The sequence below is a fragment of the Zarconia sp. genome (assembly GCF_057467645.1).
Map to the genome: position 1 here is coordinate 13,386 of NZ_JBRJXU010000012.1, position 18,817 is coordinate 32,202.

General features: G+C 51.4%; 12 protein-coding genes. 4 read left to right on the forward strand and 8 right to left on the reverse strand.

Annotated features, from left to right (window positions below; translation table 11 throughout):
* Window positions 1–144: 144 nt before the first annotated feature.
* The 4 genes from AC2215_RS02295 to glgA form a co-directional block, all read right to left on the reverse strand.
* Entirely contained in the window at window positions 145–1,266 is a 1,122-nt protein-coding gene (locus AC2215_RS02295) for a TRAP transporter substrate-binding protein (protein WP_486808331.1), read from the reverse strand.
* On the reverse strand, window positions 1,263–1,514 hold the full coding sequence (locus tag AC2215_RS02300) for an RRXRR domain-containing protein (RefSeq protein ID WP_486808332.1): 252 nt from the start codon (window positions 1,512–1,514) through the stop codon (window positions 1,263–1,265). Before AC2215_RS02300 ends, AC2215_RS02295 begins: the two co-directional genes overlap by 4 nt.
* 450 nt (window positions 1,515–1,964) lie before the next feature.
* Window positions 1,965–3,095 (reverse strand): TRAP transporter substrate-binding protein, encoded by a 1,131-nt coding sequence (locus AC2215_RS02305; RefSeq protein ID WP_486808333.1) that lies wholly within the window; start codon window positions 3,093–3,095, stop codon window positions 1,965–1,967.
* A 674-nt stretch (window positions 3,096–3,769) separates the two neighbouring features.
* Complete coding sequence (gene glgA, locus AC2215_RS02310) at window positions 3,770–5,245, reverse strand: glycogen synthase GlgA (RefSeq protein WP_486808334.1); 1,476 nt, start codon at window positions 5,243–5,245, stop codon at window positions 3,770–3,772.
* A 761-nt stretch (window positions 5,246–6,006) separates the two neighbouring features.
* Here glgA and AC2215_RS02315 point away from each other — a divergent pair.
* Window positions 6,007–8,439: a response regulator gene (locus tag AC2215_RS02315; protein WP_486808335.1), complete on the forward strand. Its 2,433-nt coding sequence runs from the start codon at window positions 6,007–6,009 to the stop codon at window positions 8,437–8,439.
* Between the two features lie 219 nt (window positions 8,440–8,658).
* Here the strand turns inward: AC2215_RS02315 and AC2215_RS02320 are convergent, their stop codons facing one another.
* Window positions 8,659–9,102: a hypothetical protein gene (locus AC2215_RS02320; RefSeq protein ID WP_486808336.1), complete on the reverse strand. Its 444-nt coding sequence runs from the start codon at window positions 9,100–9,102 to the stop codon at window positions 8,659–8,661.
* A 79-nt stretch (window positions 9,103–9,181) separates the two neighbouring features.
* Between AC2215_RS02320 and AC2215_RS02325 the strand changes: the two genes are divergently transcribed.
* Window positions 9,182–14,032 carry a DVUA0089 family protein gene (locus tag AC2215_RS02325; protein ID WP_486808337.1) on the forward strand — a complete coding sequence of 1,617 codons (4,851 nt, stop codon included), beginning with the start codon at window positions 9,182–9,184 and terminating at the stop codon, window positions 14,030–14,032.
* A gap of 447 nt (window positions 14,033–14,479) precedes the next feature.
* On the opposite strand, the gene surE is transcribed toward AC2215_RS02325, so the two are convergent.
* Window positions 14,480–15,286, reverse strand: coding sequence for a 5'/3'-nucleotidase SurE (gene surE, locus AC2215_RS02330; RefSeq protein ID WP_486808338.1), 807 nt, complete (start codon window positions 15,284–15,286; stop codon window positions 14,480–14,482).
* 513 nt (window positions 15,287–15,799) lie between these two features.
* On the opposite strand from surE, the gene AC2215_RS02335 reads away from it, so the two are divergent.
* Together AC2215_RS02335 and AC2215_RS02340 are read left to right on the forward strand one after the other, a co-directional pair.
* Entirely contained in the window at window positions 15,800–16,138 is a 339-nt protein-coding gene (locus AC2215_RS02335) for a type II toxin-antitoxin system RelE family toxin (RefSeq protein WP_486808339.1), read from the forward strand.
* The gene (locus tag AC2215_RS02340) at window positions 16,116–16,376 is read left to right on the forward strand and encodes a hypothetical protein (RefSeq protein WP_486808340.1); all 261 of its coding nucleotides are present in this window, start codon (window positions 16,116–16,118) and stop codon (window positions 16,374–16,376) included. Before AC2215_RS02335 ends, AC2215_RS02340 begins: the two co-directional genes overlap by 23 nt.
* A gap of 2 nt (window positions 16,377–16,378) precedes the next feature.
* Here the strand turns inward: AC2215_RS02340 and AC2215_RS02345 are convergent, their stop codons facing one another.
* Both AC2215_RS02345 and AC2215_RS02350 read right to left on the reverse strand, forming a co-directional pair.
* Window positions 16,379–16,957 (reverse strand): Uma2 family endonuclease, encoded by a 579-nt coding sequence (locus AC2215_RS02345; RefSeq protein ID WP_486808341.1) that lies wholly within the window; start codon window positions 16,955–16,957, stop codon window positions 16,379–16,381.
* Between the two features lie 99 nt (window positions 16,958–17,056).
* A partial coding sequence (locus AC2215_RS02350) for a HEAT repeat domain-containing protein (protein WP_486808342.1) occupies window positions 17,057–18,817 on the reverse strand: 1,761 nt, incomplete at its 5' end.

Below are 18,817 nucleotides of genomic sequence, written 5' to 3' on the forward strand. Positions count from 1 at the left end.
CCTCAGATTGCGCTCCTCAAACCGCGAAACAAAAGAAAACGATCGCCCTCGAGATTCCTTAAGAAACGCTAGAAATTGAGAGTTCTATCCCAATCCCCTCAACTGAGGATAGCGGTTGATGTGTGGGTTTAAAACTGATAAATTTTAAGAATTTGTAAAGTTTATGGCAAAATTTGCAAAGCTTAGTTCGTTGAGTTTATTCCAACCATAAATGCGATCGCGAAACACTTTCCAGGGTTCGTAAATATTTTTAAAAGTCGTATCCTGGCTGGCGATGTCTTCGTAAAATTCAAATGCCGTTTGATAGGTTGCCTTGAGAATTTCTTGGCTGAAGGGCAACAGTGTCGTCCCCCCCAAAACCATATTCTCCAACACCTGACCGTTGACCGCATTAAATTTAGCCAACATTTTGGCATTGACATCCGTTGCCGCTGCCTGAAAAATGTCTTGATATTCCTTGGGTAGCTGCTGCCATTGGTTCAAATTCACCTGGAATTCGTAGCTGGTTCCCGGCTCCCACCAGCCGGGATAATAATACAGAGGAGCCACTCGATTTAACCCCAGCATTTCATCGGCATGGGGGTTTTTCCATTCGGCGGCATCGATGAGTCCTTTTTCGAGAGCCTCGAAAATTTTATCCCCCGCCAAGACTTGAATTTCGGCTCCTAAGCGTTCTAAAATTTGACCCCCTAATCCCGGCACTCGCATTTTCAAACCTTGAAAATCTTCGATCGCATTCACCTCTCGCTTGAACCAACCCCCCATTTGCGCGCCGGTATTGCCGCCGGGAAAGTTAATGACCCCTAAATCGAGATCGGCATAAAGCTTCCGCATCGTCTCTAAGCCACCACCGTAATAGAGCCATGCATTTTGTTGGATGGCTGTCAACCCAAACGGGATCGTCGTGCCAAAAGCCAAAGCCGGACCGCGATCGAGATAGTAATAGCTCGCACTGTGACCGCACTCGACCGTTCCATCCGCCACCGCATCGAGAACTTTCAAGCCATCGGCAAGTTCCCCAGCGGGATAGGGTGTAATCGCAAAGCGTCCGTCGGTCATTTTGCTGACTTGCCGACAGAGCAAATCGGCACTTTCGTAGAGGATTTGGAGGGATTTGGGCCAACTGGTTGCCATCCGCCACTGAATCACCGGTAAATCTAGGGCCACGGCTGTCGTTGAAGGTGACTTTTCTGACCGGCAAGCCCCCAGGGCTGTTGCCCCGACCGCTCCGGTTGCTGCATATTCGATAAAATTGCGCCGCTTCATCTAAAACTCCAGAGTGTGAACTTTGCTGATTGAACCGCCATCCCTGTCAAGCATTTGTCGGGGTCGATACCGACCGCGATCTCTTGCTTTGAGTAACCGGATGGTCTTTCTATGAGCTGAACGGCGAACTGGTTTAGTGGATTCGGATAGATTCTGGTTTTTCCATTGCGCACCCATCGCCGCGCTCGGGATGCTTTTGTTGGCATGAGCGGGTTGCCTTTGGCTGAAATTACAGGCACAGGTTGCATCGGAGATAATCCTCACGTGAGAGAGTGTTTGAGACTTTTGTCTCGTCCCTTCGACCAATTCGTTCAGGATGTCTGGGCTGGGTCCCACACCCGATAGCTCGGGTTTGTAGATAGACCGGGCGAGTGTTGCACCCGGTAGTACGTACCAGAACAAATCTCAGCGGTCTAGTCAGACCAAGGAAGATGGTTATCTTCCATGCCTGCGCGTTTTAACCGGAGGTATCTGACATTCGATCGGGAAGTTTTAGAGTTTAGATTTTATCGCCGTTCGCGCTGGTATCATTAGACATTTTTAGTCATGGGGAATGGAGCATGGGGGAAGACGCGGTGATGGGAGAACGGGGAATTTCGCGCTTCCGAATTCGCAAACAGGGAAGGGAAAATACCGATTGCTTCGATTCGTGTAAACAAACTGCGGGGGGAGCAAAGCGGAGGGGGAGCGAACCTTCCTTAAGAACTCTTTGCTGTTGAAGCCCCCACCATAAAATTGATAAAACTCAATTCGTTAATTTGATTCCAACGATATACTCGATCGCGAAACGCTTTCCACTCATCGTAAACCCGACGGAAGGTTCGATCTCCACTGGCATAGTCTTCATACAACTCAAATGTATTTTGATAAGCCGCCTGCACGATTTCTGGGCTAAAGGGGATAAACTCCGTTCCGCTACGGACGAGTCGCTCTAACACTTTTCCATTTCTCGCATTGTATTCCGCCAGCATCGTCACGTTGGCATTGGTGGCTGCGACTTTTAAAATTTCTTGATATTCAACAGGCAACTCTTCCCAAAGACGTCGATTCACCTGGAGTTCGTAAGTTGCGCCCGGTTCCCACCAACCCGGATAGTAGCAGTAGGGCGCCGCCTCGTGAAGCCCCATCGTTTCGTCGTCGTAGGGATTGTTCCACTCCACCGCATCAATGTCACCCTTAAACAGTGCCGCGACAATTTCGTTGGCTGGCAGTACTTGCACCTGGACGCCTAAGCGAGCCATTACCTCACTCCCGAGACCCGGAATCCGCATTTTCAACCCGTTTAAATCGGCAACGGTATTAATTTTGCGCCGAAACCAGCCCCCCATTTGCACCCCGGTATTACCCGCAGGAACGCTGGTAATACCAAAATCGGCGTAGAGTTCGTTGACGATTTCCGAACCGCCACCGTAATAGAGCCATGCATTTTGCTGCTCGGCCGACAATCCGAAGGGAACGTTAGTGCCAAACGCAAGGGCGGGTTGTTTGTCAAAGTAATAGTAACTGGCGCTGTGACCGCATTCGACGGTGCCATCGGCAACGGCATCGAGCACTCCAAATCCGGGGACGATTTCCCCGGCTTCATAGGGGGTGATGATAAAGCGTCCGTCGGTCATCGCATCGACCTGACGGCAAATGAGTTCCGCACCGCCAAAGAGAATATCGAGAGATTTGGGCCAACTGGTGGCCATGCGCCAGCGAAGGGTGGGAGTGGAAGATATGGGTGTTCTCGAAGAATTGCGATCGGGGGGAGGTTGGCTTTGAGAACTACAAGCACTTAAGAAGGCAGCCCCAGCCGTTGCCGTACCGATGAGATGGCGTCGTTTCATTACTCTCGAAGAGGTGAAGGGTGCTTTTATTTTATAGCGACCGCCAAGTTAATGAGAATACCGGTGGGGGCAGGAGGTCGCGGTCGGATCCTTTGTTAAGGGTAACGCCGACCGTTAGGAGAGTGAATGGACAATTGACAATGAGTCCGCTTTTTGTCCGTGATTATCCGAACTTGAGATCGCCCCATCACCCCATCCCCGTATCTCCCCATCGAAAACCGGGTTTTCCAGCTCGCAACCAGAAAACCCGGAGTAATGGGTTGAGCTAGCCTGCCAGCAGCCCCGCGCTCTATTTGGCGACGGTTCAAGGAATCTTTGATTCCGCGTCGCATCAAATGAGCGTCGGGACGCCAGTTGCTCTACTTGGGGAGACACGCCAGTTCCTCCACTTGGGGAGACCCCAAGACCAGACTGGCTCCCCAAGACCGCACTGACTCATGAATGGCAGGTCGGATATAATATCCAAAGCAGGTAAGACCAATAAGTGCTAACCGCCACCTGTTAACTCAAACAAATTCAAGAAAAGAACCGGTGCCCAGGGGCATCCCGTGTCGTCAATAAAGCGAACCAGCGCATCCGAACCGTTGGGTGGAGTTGGTAAGAACCCTCCGCTTCGCTCCGCCCGCGCTCTCCCGCTAGGGGAGCGTCGGGAGTATGTCACTTCACCGCAGAAGTTACTTGTGACGGATGAAATCGTAGATTCCCACGTATTTCTCACCGGGATCTTTCCAAGAGTAGTCGTATTCCATCCCTTGAGTGGCAAGTTTGCGGAACTCTTCTGGATAGTAGTGCCACAAGCCAATAGCGCGATCGAGTGCCGATTCGAGTGCCGAACTATCTGTTTGATAGAAGACGTAGCCGTTACGCTCTTCGGGCAGTTTTTCCGATTCGTAGTCGCGATCGAATACGGTATTGACCAAACCACCGACGCCGCGCACCACGGGAACGGTACCGTAGCGAAGTCCGATGACTTGCGTCAAACCACAGGGTTCGTAGTTACTCGGAACGACGATAATATCTGCCCCGGCATAAATCAAATGGGCGAGTTCTTCGTTGAAGCCCAGCTCGATATGACAATCGGGATTCTCGTTGAGGTGGCATTTCTCGTGCCAGAACCAGTCGTTGATGCCGGGTTCCGTTGCCGAACCGAGAAGCACGAATTGGGCGTTGTGGGCGAGGGAGTAGTAAATGGAGTGATGTACCAGATGAACGCCTTTTTGGTCGTCTAAGCGACCGATAAACGCAACCAGCGGCTTGTCGGCGTCGCGCAAGAGCAAACGCTCCCGTAGGGCTTTTTTGTTCTTGGCTTTGCTCTCGAAGTGTTCTGTGTCGTAGGGTTCGGGAATGTAGCGATCTTCTTGGGGATTCCAAACTCCGTAATCGATGCCGTTGAGAATACCGCCAAATTTGTAGTGATGTAATTCGAGGGTATGTCCCAATCCGTAGCTAATTCCCGAGTATCGCGCTTCCCAGGCGTGGTGGGGCGAAACCGTATTCACGAAATTGGAATAGACGATACCCCCTTTCATCATGTTCAAGGCGAAGGGGTTGAAGTTATCGCGCAGGCGATCGTAGTGGAAGTAGTAGGGTTCCTGATTCAAACCCGTTGCCCACAGCACGTCAGCACCGCCAATCCCTTGGTGTTTGAAGTTATGGATGGTGTAACACACTCGTTGGTTCCCCATACCGTGATACTGATACATTTCGTAGAGCATCACCGGTATTAGACCCGTTTGCCAGTCGTGGCAGTGAATGACATCGGGTCGCTTATTGCTCGCCAGCAAAAATTCCAGAGCGGCTTTACTGAAAAAGGCAAACCGCATATGGTCGTCTAAAGCACCGTAGTACTGACCCCGGTTAAAGAAATTATCGCCCGAGTGGGGTTCGATGAAAAAGCAAACTCGTCCGTGAACCCAACCGCAATAAACGGAACAGTGAATTGCCCCACCAAACCAAGGTACCGATAAGTCGCGGTAAGCCTCGTGGAGTCCCCAAATATGGTCGTAGCGCATACAGTCGTATTTGGGTAAAATCAGCTCGACGCAATGACCTTGATTGTCTAACTCTCGACTGAGACCGTAGACGACATCCCCCAAACCACCAGCTTTGATAACAGGGGCACACTCCGAGGCAATTTGTACGATGTACATAAATACTCCTGTAAATTTTCTAGATAGGAGAACCTAAAATCAAGATATGTTAACTTAGAATAAGTTATCATAATATATGTGTAAAATTTTGTATCCACTTTGGCGAGCGCTCGCCAGTTCACACATCAAACCATCGTCTCAGATAAAGGTGACACCAGGGATGACCTGACTGAAAACCAGTTCGACTCGCGACATTCAAATTTTCAACCGAATCGAAAAAAATGTGTTTTCAATTGAGAAGATTTAGATCGAAGTATTGATTTTTTCACACCTGAGTCAATACATTAAATCGACTCTTTATCTAGGGTCAAGAATTAGTGAGTCTCGTTCGATGCGAAAATTTTCAAATCTTAACACTGACACTTTTTAGAACCCCAGTCCGTTCGGTTTGTTAGAGCGCATCGCAGAATTGGAGTCAGTATTGGGCGACGATCTCAAGGTCGCTCCTCGGGTGCAATTGATGAACGACTCCCTCTGTAGGGCAAAAGAAGTCAGGCCGAGCCATCTTGTCAAGTGGGGCAAAACTGTGAGGAAAACCACGAAGTTTGCGATCTAAATCACGACATCGCGACACGAACTGCGTTATTCTCCAAGCCAGAGCGATCTCATAGAATAGACACCTAGGATCGCGAGTTGCATCTGTGGAGCGATCGTGCATTTGTGTCAATTTTCCTCACGGCGTCGATCGCTCGTCTCTTTTCCATCGAACTTCCACCCATGTTGTTTTCATTTGCGATTTTCGAAATCTTAGGCACTAGTCTATGAGAATTTTATTTGTCGAGGATGATGAAGCATTAGCCACCGTCGTCAGCGATGTTCTAAGACAACAACACTACGTCGTCGATATGGCGAACGATGGCGAACAAGGGTGGGACTATGCTTGCAGTTTCACCTACGATCTGCTGCTGCTCGATGTCAGCTTGCCCAAACTCGACGGCATTAGCTTGTGTCGGCGATTGCGAAAAGAAGGGTATAACACCCCCGTTCTGCTGCTGACGGCCCGAGATGCCAGTGCCGACAAAGTGGAAGGTTTGGACGCGGGCGCTGACGATTACGTCGTCAAACCCTGTCCGATGGAAGAATTACTCGCTCGGATTCGCGCCCTGTTGCGTCGCCAAACCGCGCCGGGTGCTCCGGTTTTGGTGTGGGGAGATTTGAGCCTCAACCCCAGCTCCTGCGAGGTGATGTATCGAGGACGGCTGGTGCGGCTGACCCCCAAAGAATACAGCCTCTTAGAATTGTTCTTGCGCCATCCCCGCCACGTCTTCAGCCGAGGGGCGATTTTAGAGCATCTTTGGTCTTTCGATACTCCCCCTGGGGAAGAAACCGTTCGCGCTCACGTCAAAGGATTGCGACGCAAGCTCAGAGGGTGTGGCGTGGAAGAGGCGATCGAAACGGTCTATGGAATTGGATATCGTCTCAAGCCGTTACCGCCAAGCCCATCCCCATCAGAGGAAGCTCAAACCGCCACCTCCGATTCTCAGGGGTGGGAGCAGTTCAAAGAACCCATTTTAGAGCGAGTCAATATCATCGAAGACGCACTGCGAGCGGTTCAAAACGGGACGCTCGACGAGACTCTGCAACACAACGCCCAACAACAAGCCCACAAACTCGCCGGGTCTTTGGGGATGTTCGGGTTGCCCGAGGGATCGCGCCTGGCTCGGGATATCGAAACCTGTTGGCTCGAACTCGTCGCATTGAATCCCAAGAATCGATCGAGTTTGCTGTCTCCCATCGAATCGATGCTCGCCCAGTTGTATCGCCTGCTCGAAGAACCGCAACTCGTACCGTCGAGTTCCGCCCGCGAAACCGGATCGACCTCAAGCTCGATCGTACTGCCCGAACCCTTTCTCGATCGGCCCGCGGAAGAGACCCATCCCCATAGTGCCGAGCTGGCTAAAGATAGGTTCGCTCCCCAAACACCCCCGCGATTGTTGGCAATTGATAGCGATGGAGAACTCACCCGAGAACTGCAAATTAGCGGCACCCATTGGAACATCCAGGTGGAAGTCGCCCGCACCCTCGATGAAGCTAGGGCGGCCATTGCCCGTTCGACTCCCAATATCATCGTTCTCGAACTTACGTTTCCCCATTCTGACGACAACGGCTTAGCGTTTCTGGAGGAATTATCGACCCAATTGCCGAAAGTGCCGGTTTTGGTGTGTACCGTGCGAGATGGATTTAGCGATCGGGTCTCGGTCGCTCGATTGGGGGGACAGGCCTTTTTGCCCAAACCCATTCCCCCCGATCGCATCCTGGCAACCGTTCGCGATACCCTCGAGCGATACAGTGCGTTTCGACCTCGCATCCTGGCGGTGGATGACGATCCCTTAATTCTCAAAGTTTTGGCTCGCTTCCTCACCCCTTGGGGCATCGAGTTGCACCCCCTTGAAGATACGCGGCAATTTTGGCAAATCCTCGAAGCCACGGTGCCGGATTTGCTGATTTTAGACGTACAAATGCCTCATATTAGCGGGATCGAACTGTGTCAGGTGGTGCGTAACGATAGTATCTGGAACCAACTGCCGATTTTGTTTCTCTCGGGCGATCGAGATGACGGAACGATTCACCGCCTCTACCAAGCTGGAGCCGATGACTACGTTCCCAAACCGGTGACGGAACCGGAGTTGATGACCCGGATTTTCAACCGCCTCGAACGCCTGCAACTGCTGCGGACGATCGCCGAAACCGATCCCCTCACCGGAGTGGCCAATCGCAGCCAATCCACCAAGGAACTTTACCGCTACTTGCGTCTGGCGAATACCTACAATCAACCCCTGTGCTTAGCGATCGTCGATTTAGACCATTTCCGGCGCGTCAACGACACCGTCGGCCACGAAACCGGCGATCGGGTCCTCAAACGCATCGGTACGATTTTGCAACAGCAGTTTAGAAGCGACGATCTCGTGGCTCGTTGGGGGGGAGAAGAGTTTGCCATCGGCATGTACGGGATGAACCAACACGATGCCATGCGGCGGCTGTCTCAGGTGCTAGAGGCGGTGCGATCGGAAATCTTTATGGTGAAGGGACATGCTCCGTTGCGAGTGACCGTGAGTGCGGGTGTGGCGGAGTATCCCCATCACGGTAAGGATTTGACAAGTTTGTACCGTGCGGCCGATCGCGCTCTCGATCGGGCGAAAGCCTCCGGACGCGATCGCATTTGTACCGCGACCCCGTCAATTCCATCGGATTGAAATCGATCGCACTTGATGAATGAAGGGCTTTTGAAAGCGGATTTACCAAAATCGCAAAGTTTAACAAATTTCTCGAAGAACTTTCTGGGTTTGGCTTTGCGCCGATCGCATCGAGAAAATTTAACTTCAACCTAAGCGCAACCTGCATAAAAACCATCGGTGCGACCTATAGATATATACAGCAATCGCAAACTTCTCAATCCAAAAAGTGGGTGCAAGCTACTCCCTGTCAATGGCTGCATCCCTGCAATCACAATGGAATTGACGCTCGATATCGATCGACGATCTATTCCGCTTTAGATTTAAGTGCGATTGCTCGGTACCCAATCCCAAAGTTGTTAGCTCTCTAGATTCACGGCTGTATTCGCCAACGGTTTCGATCGACGGTTTTTCTCCTGTGTGCGGACATCTCGCAGCTTTGATTGCCAGCCACGAGAACAAGATATTAACCATCGCACCGCGCGACTGGATATAGCCATAACAGTAGTCATCACAGACAGGGTTCGAGAAAATCCCCCTGAAGCCAAGATGGCTTGCTCCGGATTTCCGCCCTGACTCGTTCTCATTCTTTAGTTTGCCAACAATCGTCTGGTCTGCGATCGATGCGATCGTGTCAGTGTCGCGTGCAATAAAAGTCTTACCCTCGAAGGCTCGAAACTGCATCAGTCAACAGCCCCCAGACATACGAATCGATAGTTCTAGTGCCAGCAACTAGAGTCAAAATAAGAATTAGATGAATCAGATGAATCAACCGAATCAACCGACTCAACCCCTCAAAGACGATACAACCCTCAACGACTCCACCCAGAGTCTGCTCGATGAGACTCCATCTGTCGAAAATCTCATTGTCGTCGATCGTGGTAGCGACAAGCCAGACTCCGATGCCGTTTCAGAATCCATCGAGTCAACGGATACCGCCATCGATACGCGCAATGGCGATACGATTCCCGACGCCTTAAATACCGGACTCAGCGCGATCGCACCGGGAATTTTCACCTCTTCAGAAGAAATCGGCGATAACATCAGCCTTGCCGCAACGGACGATGTGGACTTATTCCAAGTTCAACTGAGTGTGGGGAATCGACTCGCGGTCGATATTGACGGTAACGAGTTCGGTTCTTCTCTCGATTCCGTGGTGCGCCTGTTCGACTCTAGCGGCGTGGAAATCACCTTCAGCGATGACAATACGGCACCCGGCGAAACCGGTAGTCTCGATTCCTACCTCGACTTTACCGCCACCACCAGCGATACCTACTACATCGGGGTGAGCAGTTTCAGCAATTTCTTCTACGATCCCTTCGTTCAAGGTAGCGGTACCGGTTCGAGCAGTGGAGAATACGATATTCAGATTATCGCCAGCAATAGTGGTGAATCCAACGATACCATTCCAGAGGCGATCGAGACCGGACTGAGTTCGGCGGAAGCTGGAACCTACAGCCTATCGAGCTTCATCGGCGATAACCCCGAGCTCGACCCCAGTTTCGATACCGATATATTTGCCGTCCAACTCGATGAAGGCAGCGTGCTGACGGTGGATATCGATGCTAATGAATTCGGGTCTTCCTTAGATTCGATTCTGCGGATTTTCGATGAAACGGGAGCAGAACTGGCATTTGCCGATGACGTTGCCGCACCCGGCGAGGTGGGGTCTCTCGATTCTTATCTTGAATTTACCGCCACAGAAACCGGCAACTACTACATCGGTTTGAGCGACTACAGCAATGACTTCTACGATCCGTTCCTTCCCGCAACGGGGGATGCACCCGGAAATACTGGGGAGTACGATATCCAGGTCTCCATTAGTGACGGTAGCGAACCCAACGATACGATTCCAGAGGCGATCGATACGGAACTGAGTTCTGCCGCACCGGGAACCTATACCTTCTCCACCGAAATTGGTAATAACCCCGATGTTGCCGCCGCTGCGGACGTCGATTTCTACGAAGTTCAAGTGAATGCCGGAGACCAACTCACCATTGATATCGACGGCGACGAGTTCGGTTCTTCCCTCGATTCAGTCGTGCGTTTGTTCGACTCCAATGGGGTAGAAATTACCTTCAACGATGACGGTGCCGCACCGGACGAAAACTTCAGCTTCGATTCCTACCTCGACTTTACCGCTACCGCCACCGATACCTACTACGTGGGGGTCAGCAGTTTCAACAATTTCGGCTACGATCCCTTCGTTGAAGGAAGCAGCACCGGATTGAGCAGTGGGGAGTACGATATCGAGATTACCCTTAGCGATGGCGACGAACCCAACGATACGATTGGCGAGGCGATCGACACCGGACTGAGTTCTGCTGCACCGGGAACCTATAGCTTATCGAGTTTCATCGGCGACAATCCCAATGTCACCGACACCGCTGATGTAGACTTCTACGAAGTTCAAGCAAATGCCGGAGACCAACTCACCATCGATATCGACGGTCACGAATTTGGTTCCTCTCTCGATTCAGTGGTGCGCCTGTTCGACTCCAACGGCGTCGAAATTACCTTCAGCGACGACAGTGCCGCACCAGACGAAACCTCTAGTCTCGACTCCTACCTCGACTTGACCGTCACTGCCACCGATACCTACTACGTCGGGGTGAGCAGTTACAATAACTTCGGCTACGATCCCTTTGTTGAAGGAAGCAGCACCGGTTTTAGCACGGGGGAATACGATATTGGCATTACTCTTAGTAGCGGTGACGAACCCAACGATACCATCCCAGAGGCGATCGATACGGAACTGAGTTCTGCGGTACCGGGAACCTACACCCTTTCTACCGAGATTGGCAACAACCCCAATGTCTTCGATGCCGATGATGTAGACTTCTACGAAGTTCAAGTCAATGCCGGAGACCAACTCACGATTGACATTGACGGCAACGAATTTGGTTCCACTCTCGACTCGGTAGTGCGCCTGTTCGACTCCAATGGCGTCGAAATTACCTTCAGCGACGATCGACCCGCACCCGGAGAAAGCTTCAGTCTCGATTCCTACCTCGACTTTACTGCCACCACCACCGACACCTATTACGTCGGGGTGAGCAGTTACAGCAATTTCGATTACGACCCCTTCCTCGAAGGTAGCGGCTTTGGGTCGAGTATTGGGGAATACGATATCGAGATTACCGTCGAACCGAACGTTTCCCCAGACACTGGAGAAATTGCCGGTCTCAAGTGGAACGACATCAATGGAGATGGGGTGCAAGATGCCGACGAACCGGGTTTAGAGGGTTGGACGATTTATCTCGACGACAACCAAAACGGTCAACTCGATGCGAGCGAAACCTCTACTACCACCGATGTGAATGGGGAATATCGCTTCACCGAACTCGGGGCCGGAACCTATACCGTTGCGGAAGTGTTGCAAAATGGTTGGGAACAAACCTATCCCGGCAGCAATAATATTTCTCCAAATTCCGTCGAGCGTAAAGTGGATGGATCGCGCGCGACTGCCGATGTGGTGGATGTGGCAATCGATCGTGCGGCGGATTTGGAAACCTACAGTACCGAAGAACTAGCGCAAACCACGGAATGGGTGGTGGTTCTTGCCGGCGACAACACCACCAAAAATGTCAATACCCAGTTCGGCACGCGCAACTTGGGTGAGGTAGACCAGATTCCCAACGCCTTCCGTCTGGACTTCTCCGATACCGATGCCGCCACCGTCGAAGAACAACTCGCGGCAATTCCGGGGGTGGAATCCTTCTTCCCCTTAGTCGAACGGCAGCAGCACTCCCGCAGTACCAGCAACGCGCCTCGCTTCCTCCCCGATGACGATCTATTCGGCGACCAGTGGCATTTGGTGAATACCGGACAAACCGGCGGTACGCCGGGTGCCGATGCCAACGTGGAAGCGGCTTGGGATGAAGTTCGCGGTACGGGAGTGGTTATCGGCGTGGTGGATGACGGCCTCGAACACGCTCACCCCGACCTCACCGTGCAGTATCGCGCCGATTTGAGTTTCGACTTCAACGATAACGATCCCGATCCGACTCCAACCAGTTTCTTCGACGACCACGGAACGGCTGTGGCTGGGGTGGCCGCCGGTCGGGGAGATAACGGCATCGGCATCAGCGGTTCTGCCCCCGATGCGGAGTTAGCTGGGTTGCGCTTGACAGCTGGGTTTAGCTCGGATGCAGATGAAGCCAATGCCTTGAGCTATGAAAATCAAGAGATTGACATCTACAACAATAGCTGGGGACCGATTGATGATGGTCAGACCTTAGGAGCACCCGGTCCTCTCACCTTAGCTGTTTTTGAAGATGGGGTCACCAACGGTCGCGGTGGATTGGGAAGCATCTACGTTTGGGCCGCCGGTAACGGTTTGGAAAGCAACGACAACGTTAACTACGACGGCTATGCCAACTCCCGCTATACGATCGCCGTTTCCGCCATCGACCACAACGGCGTGCAATCGAGCTACAGCGAACCCGGTGCGCCGATTCTCGTCGCGGGGTACTCTGACTCGTTGACGGGTCCGGGGATTACCACTACCACGACAGAAGGGCGTTATATTAACAACTTTGGCGGCACATCATCGGCAACACCTCTGGTTTCGGGGGTGATCGGTTTGATGCTCGAAGCCAATCCCAATTTAACCTGGCGGGACGTACAGCACATTTTGGTGGAAACCGCCGAACAAAACGATGCCACAGATACTGACTGGACGACCAATGGTGCGGGTCATCTGGTTAACCATAAATACGGCTTTGGGGCGATCGATGCAGAAGCAGCGGTGAATGCGGCGCAAACCTGGACGAATGTGGCTCCAGAAGTGTCCACCACCTCCGACATCATCAATGTGGATACTGCCATTCCCGATAACAATCTCGCGGGAATTTCTTCGACGGTCAGCATTACCCAAGACATTGATATCGAGTCCGTGGAAGTGGTCTTCGATGCCGACCATACTTACCGAGGCGATTTAGCCGTCTCTCTGATTTCTCCCGATGGCACCGAGTCTATCTTGGCGGAGGTTCATGGCGATGACAAAGAGGATTACAGTCGCTGGGTCTTTTCTTCCACCCGTCACTGGGGTGAATCTTCCTTGGGAGATTGGACGTTGCAAGTCTCCGATGGTGCGAGTGCCGATATAGGGACTTGGAATTCTTGGCAGTTGAACATCTACGGCACTGCTAGCGATGGCAGTACGCCGAACGTTCCCGAAAGCCACACCATCGTTCTCGATGCCGGGGAAGTCGTCGAAGATGTGAATTTTGGCAACCGCGAAATCGTCGATCCCTCACCCAATGCCAATAGCGATCCGCTGACCGGAAACAGCAACCCAGAGAACGTATCCGGTGGCGATGCCCCAGATATGTTCTTGCCTCCTGAGGAGGGTAATATCCTGCATGGCAGCGACGGTGCCGATGAGTTTTTGGTGGCGAATGGGACCGTGCCTTTTGCGCCTAGCACGATCGTCGATTTCGAACCGGGTATCGACACCATCGGGATCGAGGGGTTGGGCATCTCCTTCGAGGATTTGACGATTACCGCCAATGGAGACGATGCGATCGTCAGTGCTTTGGGTAGCGATGTGGCCATTATCTCGGGCATTGCACCAGAGGAACTGGGTAGCGGTGATTTTCTCTTCGCCTAACAAAGAGAGAGCTGGTGTTGGGGTCGCTGGGCAGTTTGATAGTCAGTTTCAAAGTGAAATCCCCATGCAAAAAACTGCCCACCCTACAAACTCATAGTGGACCTCTCCTCCAAAAGGGGGAGGGGTTAAGCTTTCAAGTGAATGTTTTTTAGATTGGGTTGAAAATTGGGTGGGGAAGATAGAGAAAGTGGGGAAGATGGGGAGGTCAAACTAAATGATTCAGAGAGTTGACACTCAAGCAATGGAAATTACTCTTGCGCAAGCAGCTCCCGAACCCGACTTGCTGCAACAAGATTCGATCGCTAACGATATCAGATCTGGGTAGTTAACCATAACATACAAATCTTACGAGTCACTTTCTCTCCCCTGCTCCCCCTGCTCCCTCTGCTCCCCCTGCTCCCCCTGCTCGCATCCACCGGAATTATGGTGATTCAACCGGAGTTGAGATCACCCATCGGATGGCAACCAATCCCAACTTTGCACGTCCCAACTTTGCAAGCTGTTGAGTCCGCCAAGGCAGGTCAAATTATATTGCAGGGGGGTGAGGGTAATATATTTATCTTGAATGGCTCGCACGTCGGTGGGATATGGATTCTTGGAGCCGTCGTCTACTTCTTCGAGAACTTCCCCAGCCAACCAATAGTAAGTTTTGCCGCGAGGGTCGGTTCGTTTTTGGAACAAGTCGGTGTAGCGGCGAACCCCCTGACGCGCCAGGGTGACTCCGGCAATTTCGGATTCGGGAACGGCGGGTATGTTGACGTTGAGCAGCATCCCCGCTGGCAGGGGTTGAGTGGAAAGGCGATCGACCAAAGCCCGCGCGAACTTGACCGCCGGCTGAAAATCCCGATGGCTGAAACTGGCTAAACTAAAGGCGATCGACCCAAGACCTTCGATAATGCCTTCCATGGCAGCAGAAACCGTACCGGAGTAAAGGATATCCGTGCCGATGTTCGACCCCTGGTTGATGCCCGAGAGGACTAAGTCCGGGGGGGAATCGAGCAAGGCTCCCAGTGCGAGTTTCACGCAGTCTGAAGGGGTTCCCGAACAAGACCAGGCAACGACGGCCGGATCGAACATCGAATCGACGAGTTCGGCGCGGATGGGTTGGTGTAGCGTCAGGCTGTGTCCCGTGGCAGACCGTTCGCGATCGGGACACACAACGGTGACTTGATGTCCGGCGGCGGCGAGGGCGTTGGCGAGGCTGCGCACCCCAAGGGAAAATATTCCGTCGTCGTTACTTACAAGCAGTTGCATTGCAAATTCCCATGGCTGTCCTGATTTTCGATTGTCCCATGATTTCTGCGGGTTCGAGACATATTTTGAGCGATCGCTGTTTGATTTTTCGCTTCGGCTTAAGAATTAGTGTCACGAGGGTCGATTTTTCCGATTTTTTACTCGATTTTTGGCCAATTTGGGTCGCGCGGGCAACGAGTTTTCACTCTTTCAGATTGTGGTACACTGGGTTTTAGTCAATACAAGGGCAGAGCTATATCCACTTATCGTACGTCTATCAATATTCTTTCCTCGATTTGCTAGCGATCGCCTTTTAGATTTTCCCCTTCGGCTCGAAAAATTAGTGTCGCGAGGGTCGATTTCTCCGATTTTTTACTCGATTTTTGAGCAATTTGGGTCGCGCGGGCAACGAGTTTTCACTCTTTCAGATTGTGGTACACTGGGTTTTAGTCAATACAAGGGCGGAGCTATATCCACTTATCGTACGTCTATCAATATTTTCCGAATGAGTGCAAGAACCGCTATAATCAGCGCATGAGTGCATCGAAATATAATATAGAGTTTACGGAAACAGCCCTGGAAAATTTAAGAGCGTTACGGGCGGTAGACCGGTCAAAAATTGAAGATGCGATCGAAACGCATTTACGTCATGAGCCTGACAGAGTTTCAAAGAGTCGCATAAAACGGCTCAGAGGTTTAATTTCGCCTCAATATCGTCTTCGAGTGGACGAACATCGCCTGTTTTATGACATAGAGTATCGGGTTGAACCCAAACAGAACCGAGTCATTATTTTAGCCATTAAGCACAAGTCTGATGTTAACCAATGGCTTGAAGAAGGAGGTGTAAGTCATGAAACAAATACAACTGAGTGAAGCTCAAATCGATTTGCTGAAATTTTTGCAAATGGCGGAGGAAGAGGATATCGTTTTAATTCATGAAGGTCAACCCGTTGGCTATCTGGTTGGATTTGCAGATGAAGATGATTGGATTGATTATCTCATGCTTCAAGATCCGAAGATTCGATCGCAGTTGCACCGGTCTTTAGAAGATGTTCGAGCGGGGAAAGTCATTGCTTTTGAACAGGTGAAGTTAAATGCAGAAGACGAGTGACATTAAGATTCGCTCATACTTCTAGCGAGAAAAATGCGATCGACTTTGAGAGAAAGTTCTGGAAAAATACGAGATATAATCGATTGATTTCCCGTAAAAACTGTTTCTTCATACAAACCTTCTTCGAGGAATAAAATCGATATACTCAAATCAATCGGATTGACAATCCAATATTCGGGAATTCCCAAAGCGGCATATTCAGAGCGCTTGTAACGATAGTCGCGCGTGACGGATTCGGGGCTGACGATCTCGATAACGAGTAAAGGAGGTGTTTGCGAAATTGCAGAGCGATCCAGGAATTCTTCGACTGCATCGATGGGTACAACATATAAATCCGAGAGCCTCGACTTGCGCCATCCCATCCGAATTCCTGCTTCTTTCAAACATAACCAAGGAAGATTGAGGCGATCGATTTCTCCATCCAAGCATCGTTCTAGATATTTCGTAACGAGCAAATGTCGAAAGGTAGGTGGGTTCGCAATTTCTAATCTTCCATCTACTAGTTCGTAGCGATGATTCGTTCCGTCATCGTAATTGAGATAATCTTCAAACGTGTAGAGTTTATCTTGAACTTCAGGCATGGCGAATGACAATTGATATCAAATGGTGCTTTATCCATGCGTCAATTGGGTTGTCGTCCAATCGAGATTGCGATGTTCTTCTTTTAAGGGCGATCGCATTTAAGCCCCCTGTCCCGGATCGCTGCTGAGGGTATCGATATAGGTGATGAAGGCTTTTGCCCAGAGGCTTTCTTCAAGGAAATGCTTGACGACTTCCGAGAGGGTGGCTTTGGTGGCTTGGAAGTGGCGTTCGGGGTTGAGGAGTTGCTGGCGCAGGAGGGCGAGTTTGCTGGAAGTGTGAGAGGGGAAGGGGTTTGTGAGTTCGCCGTTGATGACTTCGATGGCTTCCGATTCCGTGGTGACGTTGGGGTGTTGTTGCCCAAGTTCGGCGAGGGTGGTTTTGAGTTCTTGCAGGGCGGATTCGAGTTGGGGATTTGTGGCGGCATAGTTGTTGTAGACATTTTTAGTCCCAACGTTGTCTCCCTGGACATCCATATTGCCTTCAACAATGGTGGGGTTTCCGGTAATTTGGTATTTAGATTGGTACGTCGGTTGGTCTGCCATTTGTTGTGTCCTTGTATCAATTTGCTGGGTAGTTTTATCAATTCTAGCCAGAAGATGATTAGAGTTTTTAGCTTCTGATTTCGCAATAGGTGGGGAACGGAAAATGTCGTAGTTGTAGAATTTGCAGTTGGCTTGAATGGCGGTGAGGGCGCGGAATGCGTCTTTGCCGGATTCTGTGGGAATGAGGGTGAGGAGTTTGGGGAGAATGTGGGCGGTGCGATCGTCTTTGATGTTTCCTAATGCTTTTGCCGCACGCGAACACACATAGGAGTCTTCATCTTCAAGCGCCCGGAACAAAGCCGGAATCGCCACCTCCGCACCCAGACCCCCTAATGCCACTACCGCATTCGAACGTACCCAAGAGCATCTATCTTCAAGCGCTTGGAGCAAAGCCGGTATCGCCGCCTCCGCACCCAGTTTCCCTAACGCTTCTGCCACATCAAAACGCACAAAGCGGTTTTCATCTTCGAGAGCTTGGAGCAAAGCCGGTATCGCCGCCTCCGCACCCAGGTTTCCTAATGCCTCTGCTGCATTCGATCTCACCAAAAAGTTTTCGTCTTCGAGAGTCCGGAGCAAAGCCGGTATCGCCATCTCCGAACCCAGTTTCTCGAACGCCCGTACCACATTCTGACGCACAGAGGAGTCTTGATCTTCGAGAGCTTGGAGCAAAGCCGGTATCGCAGCCTCAGTACCCAGTTCCCCTAATGCCTTTGCTGCATTCTGACGCACAGAGGAGTCTTGATCTTCGAGAGCCTGGAGCAAAGCCGGTATCGCAGCCTCAGTACCCAGTTCCCCTAATGCCAAAGCTGCATTCGATCTCACACGAGGGTTTTTATCTTCGAGAACCCGGAGCAAAGTCGGTATCACCGCCTCCGCATCCAGTTTCCCTAATGCCTTTGCTGCATTCGAGCACACGGAGGAGTCTTCATCTTTAAGCGCTCGGAGCAAACCCGATATCGCAGCCTCAGTACCCAGTTTCTCGAACGCCCGTACCACATTCTGACGCACAGAGGAGTCTTCATCTTCGAGAACCCGGAGCAAACCCGATATCGCAGCCTCAGTACCCAGATCTCCTAATGCCCATACCACATGCTGACGCACAGAGGAGTCTTCATCTTTAAGCGCCCGGAGCAAAGCCGGTATCGCCACCTCTGCACCCAGACCCCCTAATGCCCCTGCCGCACTCGAACGTACCCAAGAGTATCTATCTTCAAGCGTCCGGAGCAAAGACGGTATCGCCACCTCTGCACCCAGACCCCCTAATGCCCCTGCCGCACTCGAACGTACCCAAGAGTATCTATCTTCAAGCGTCCGGAG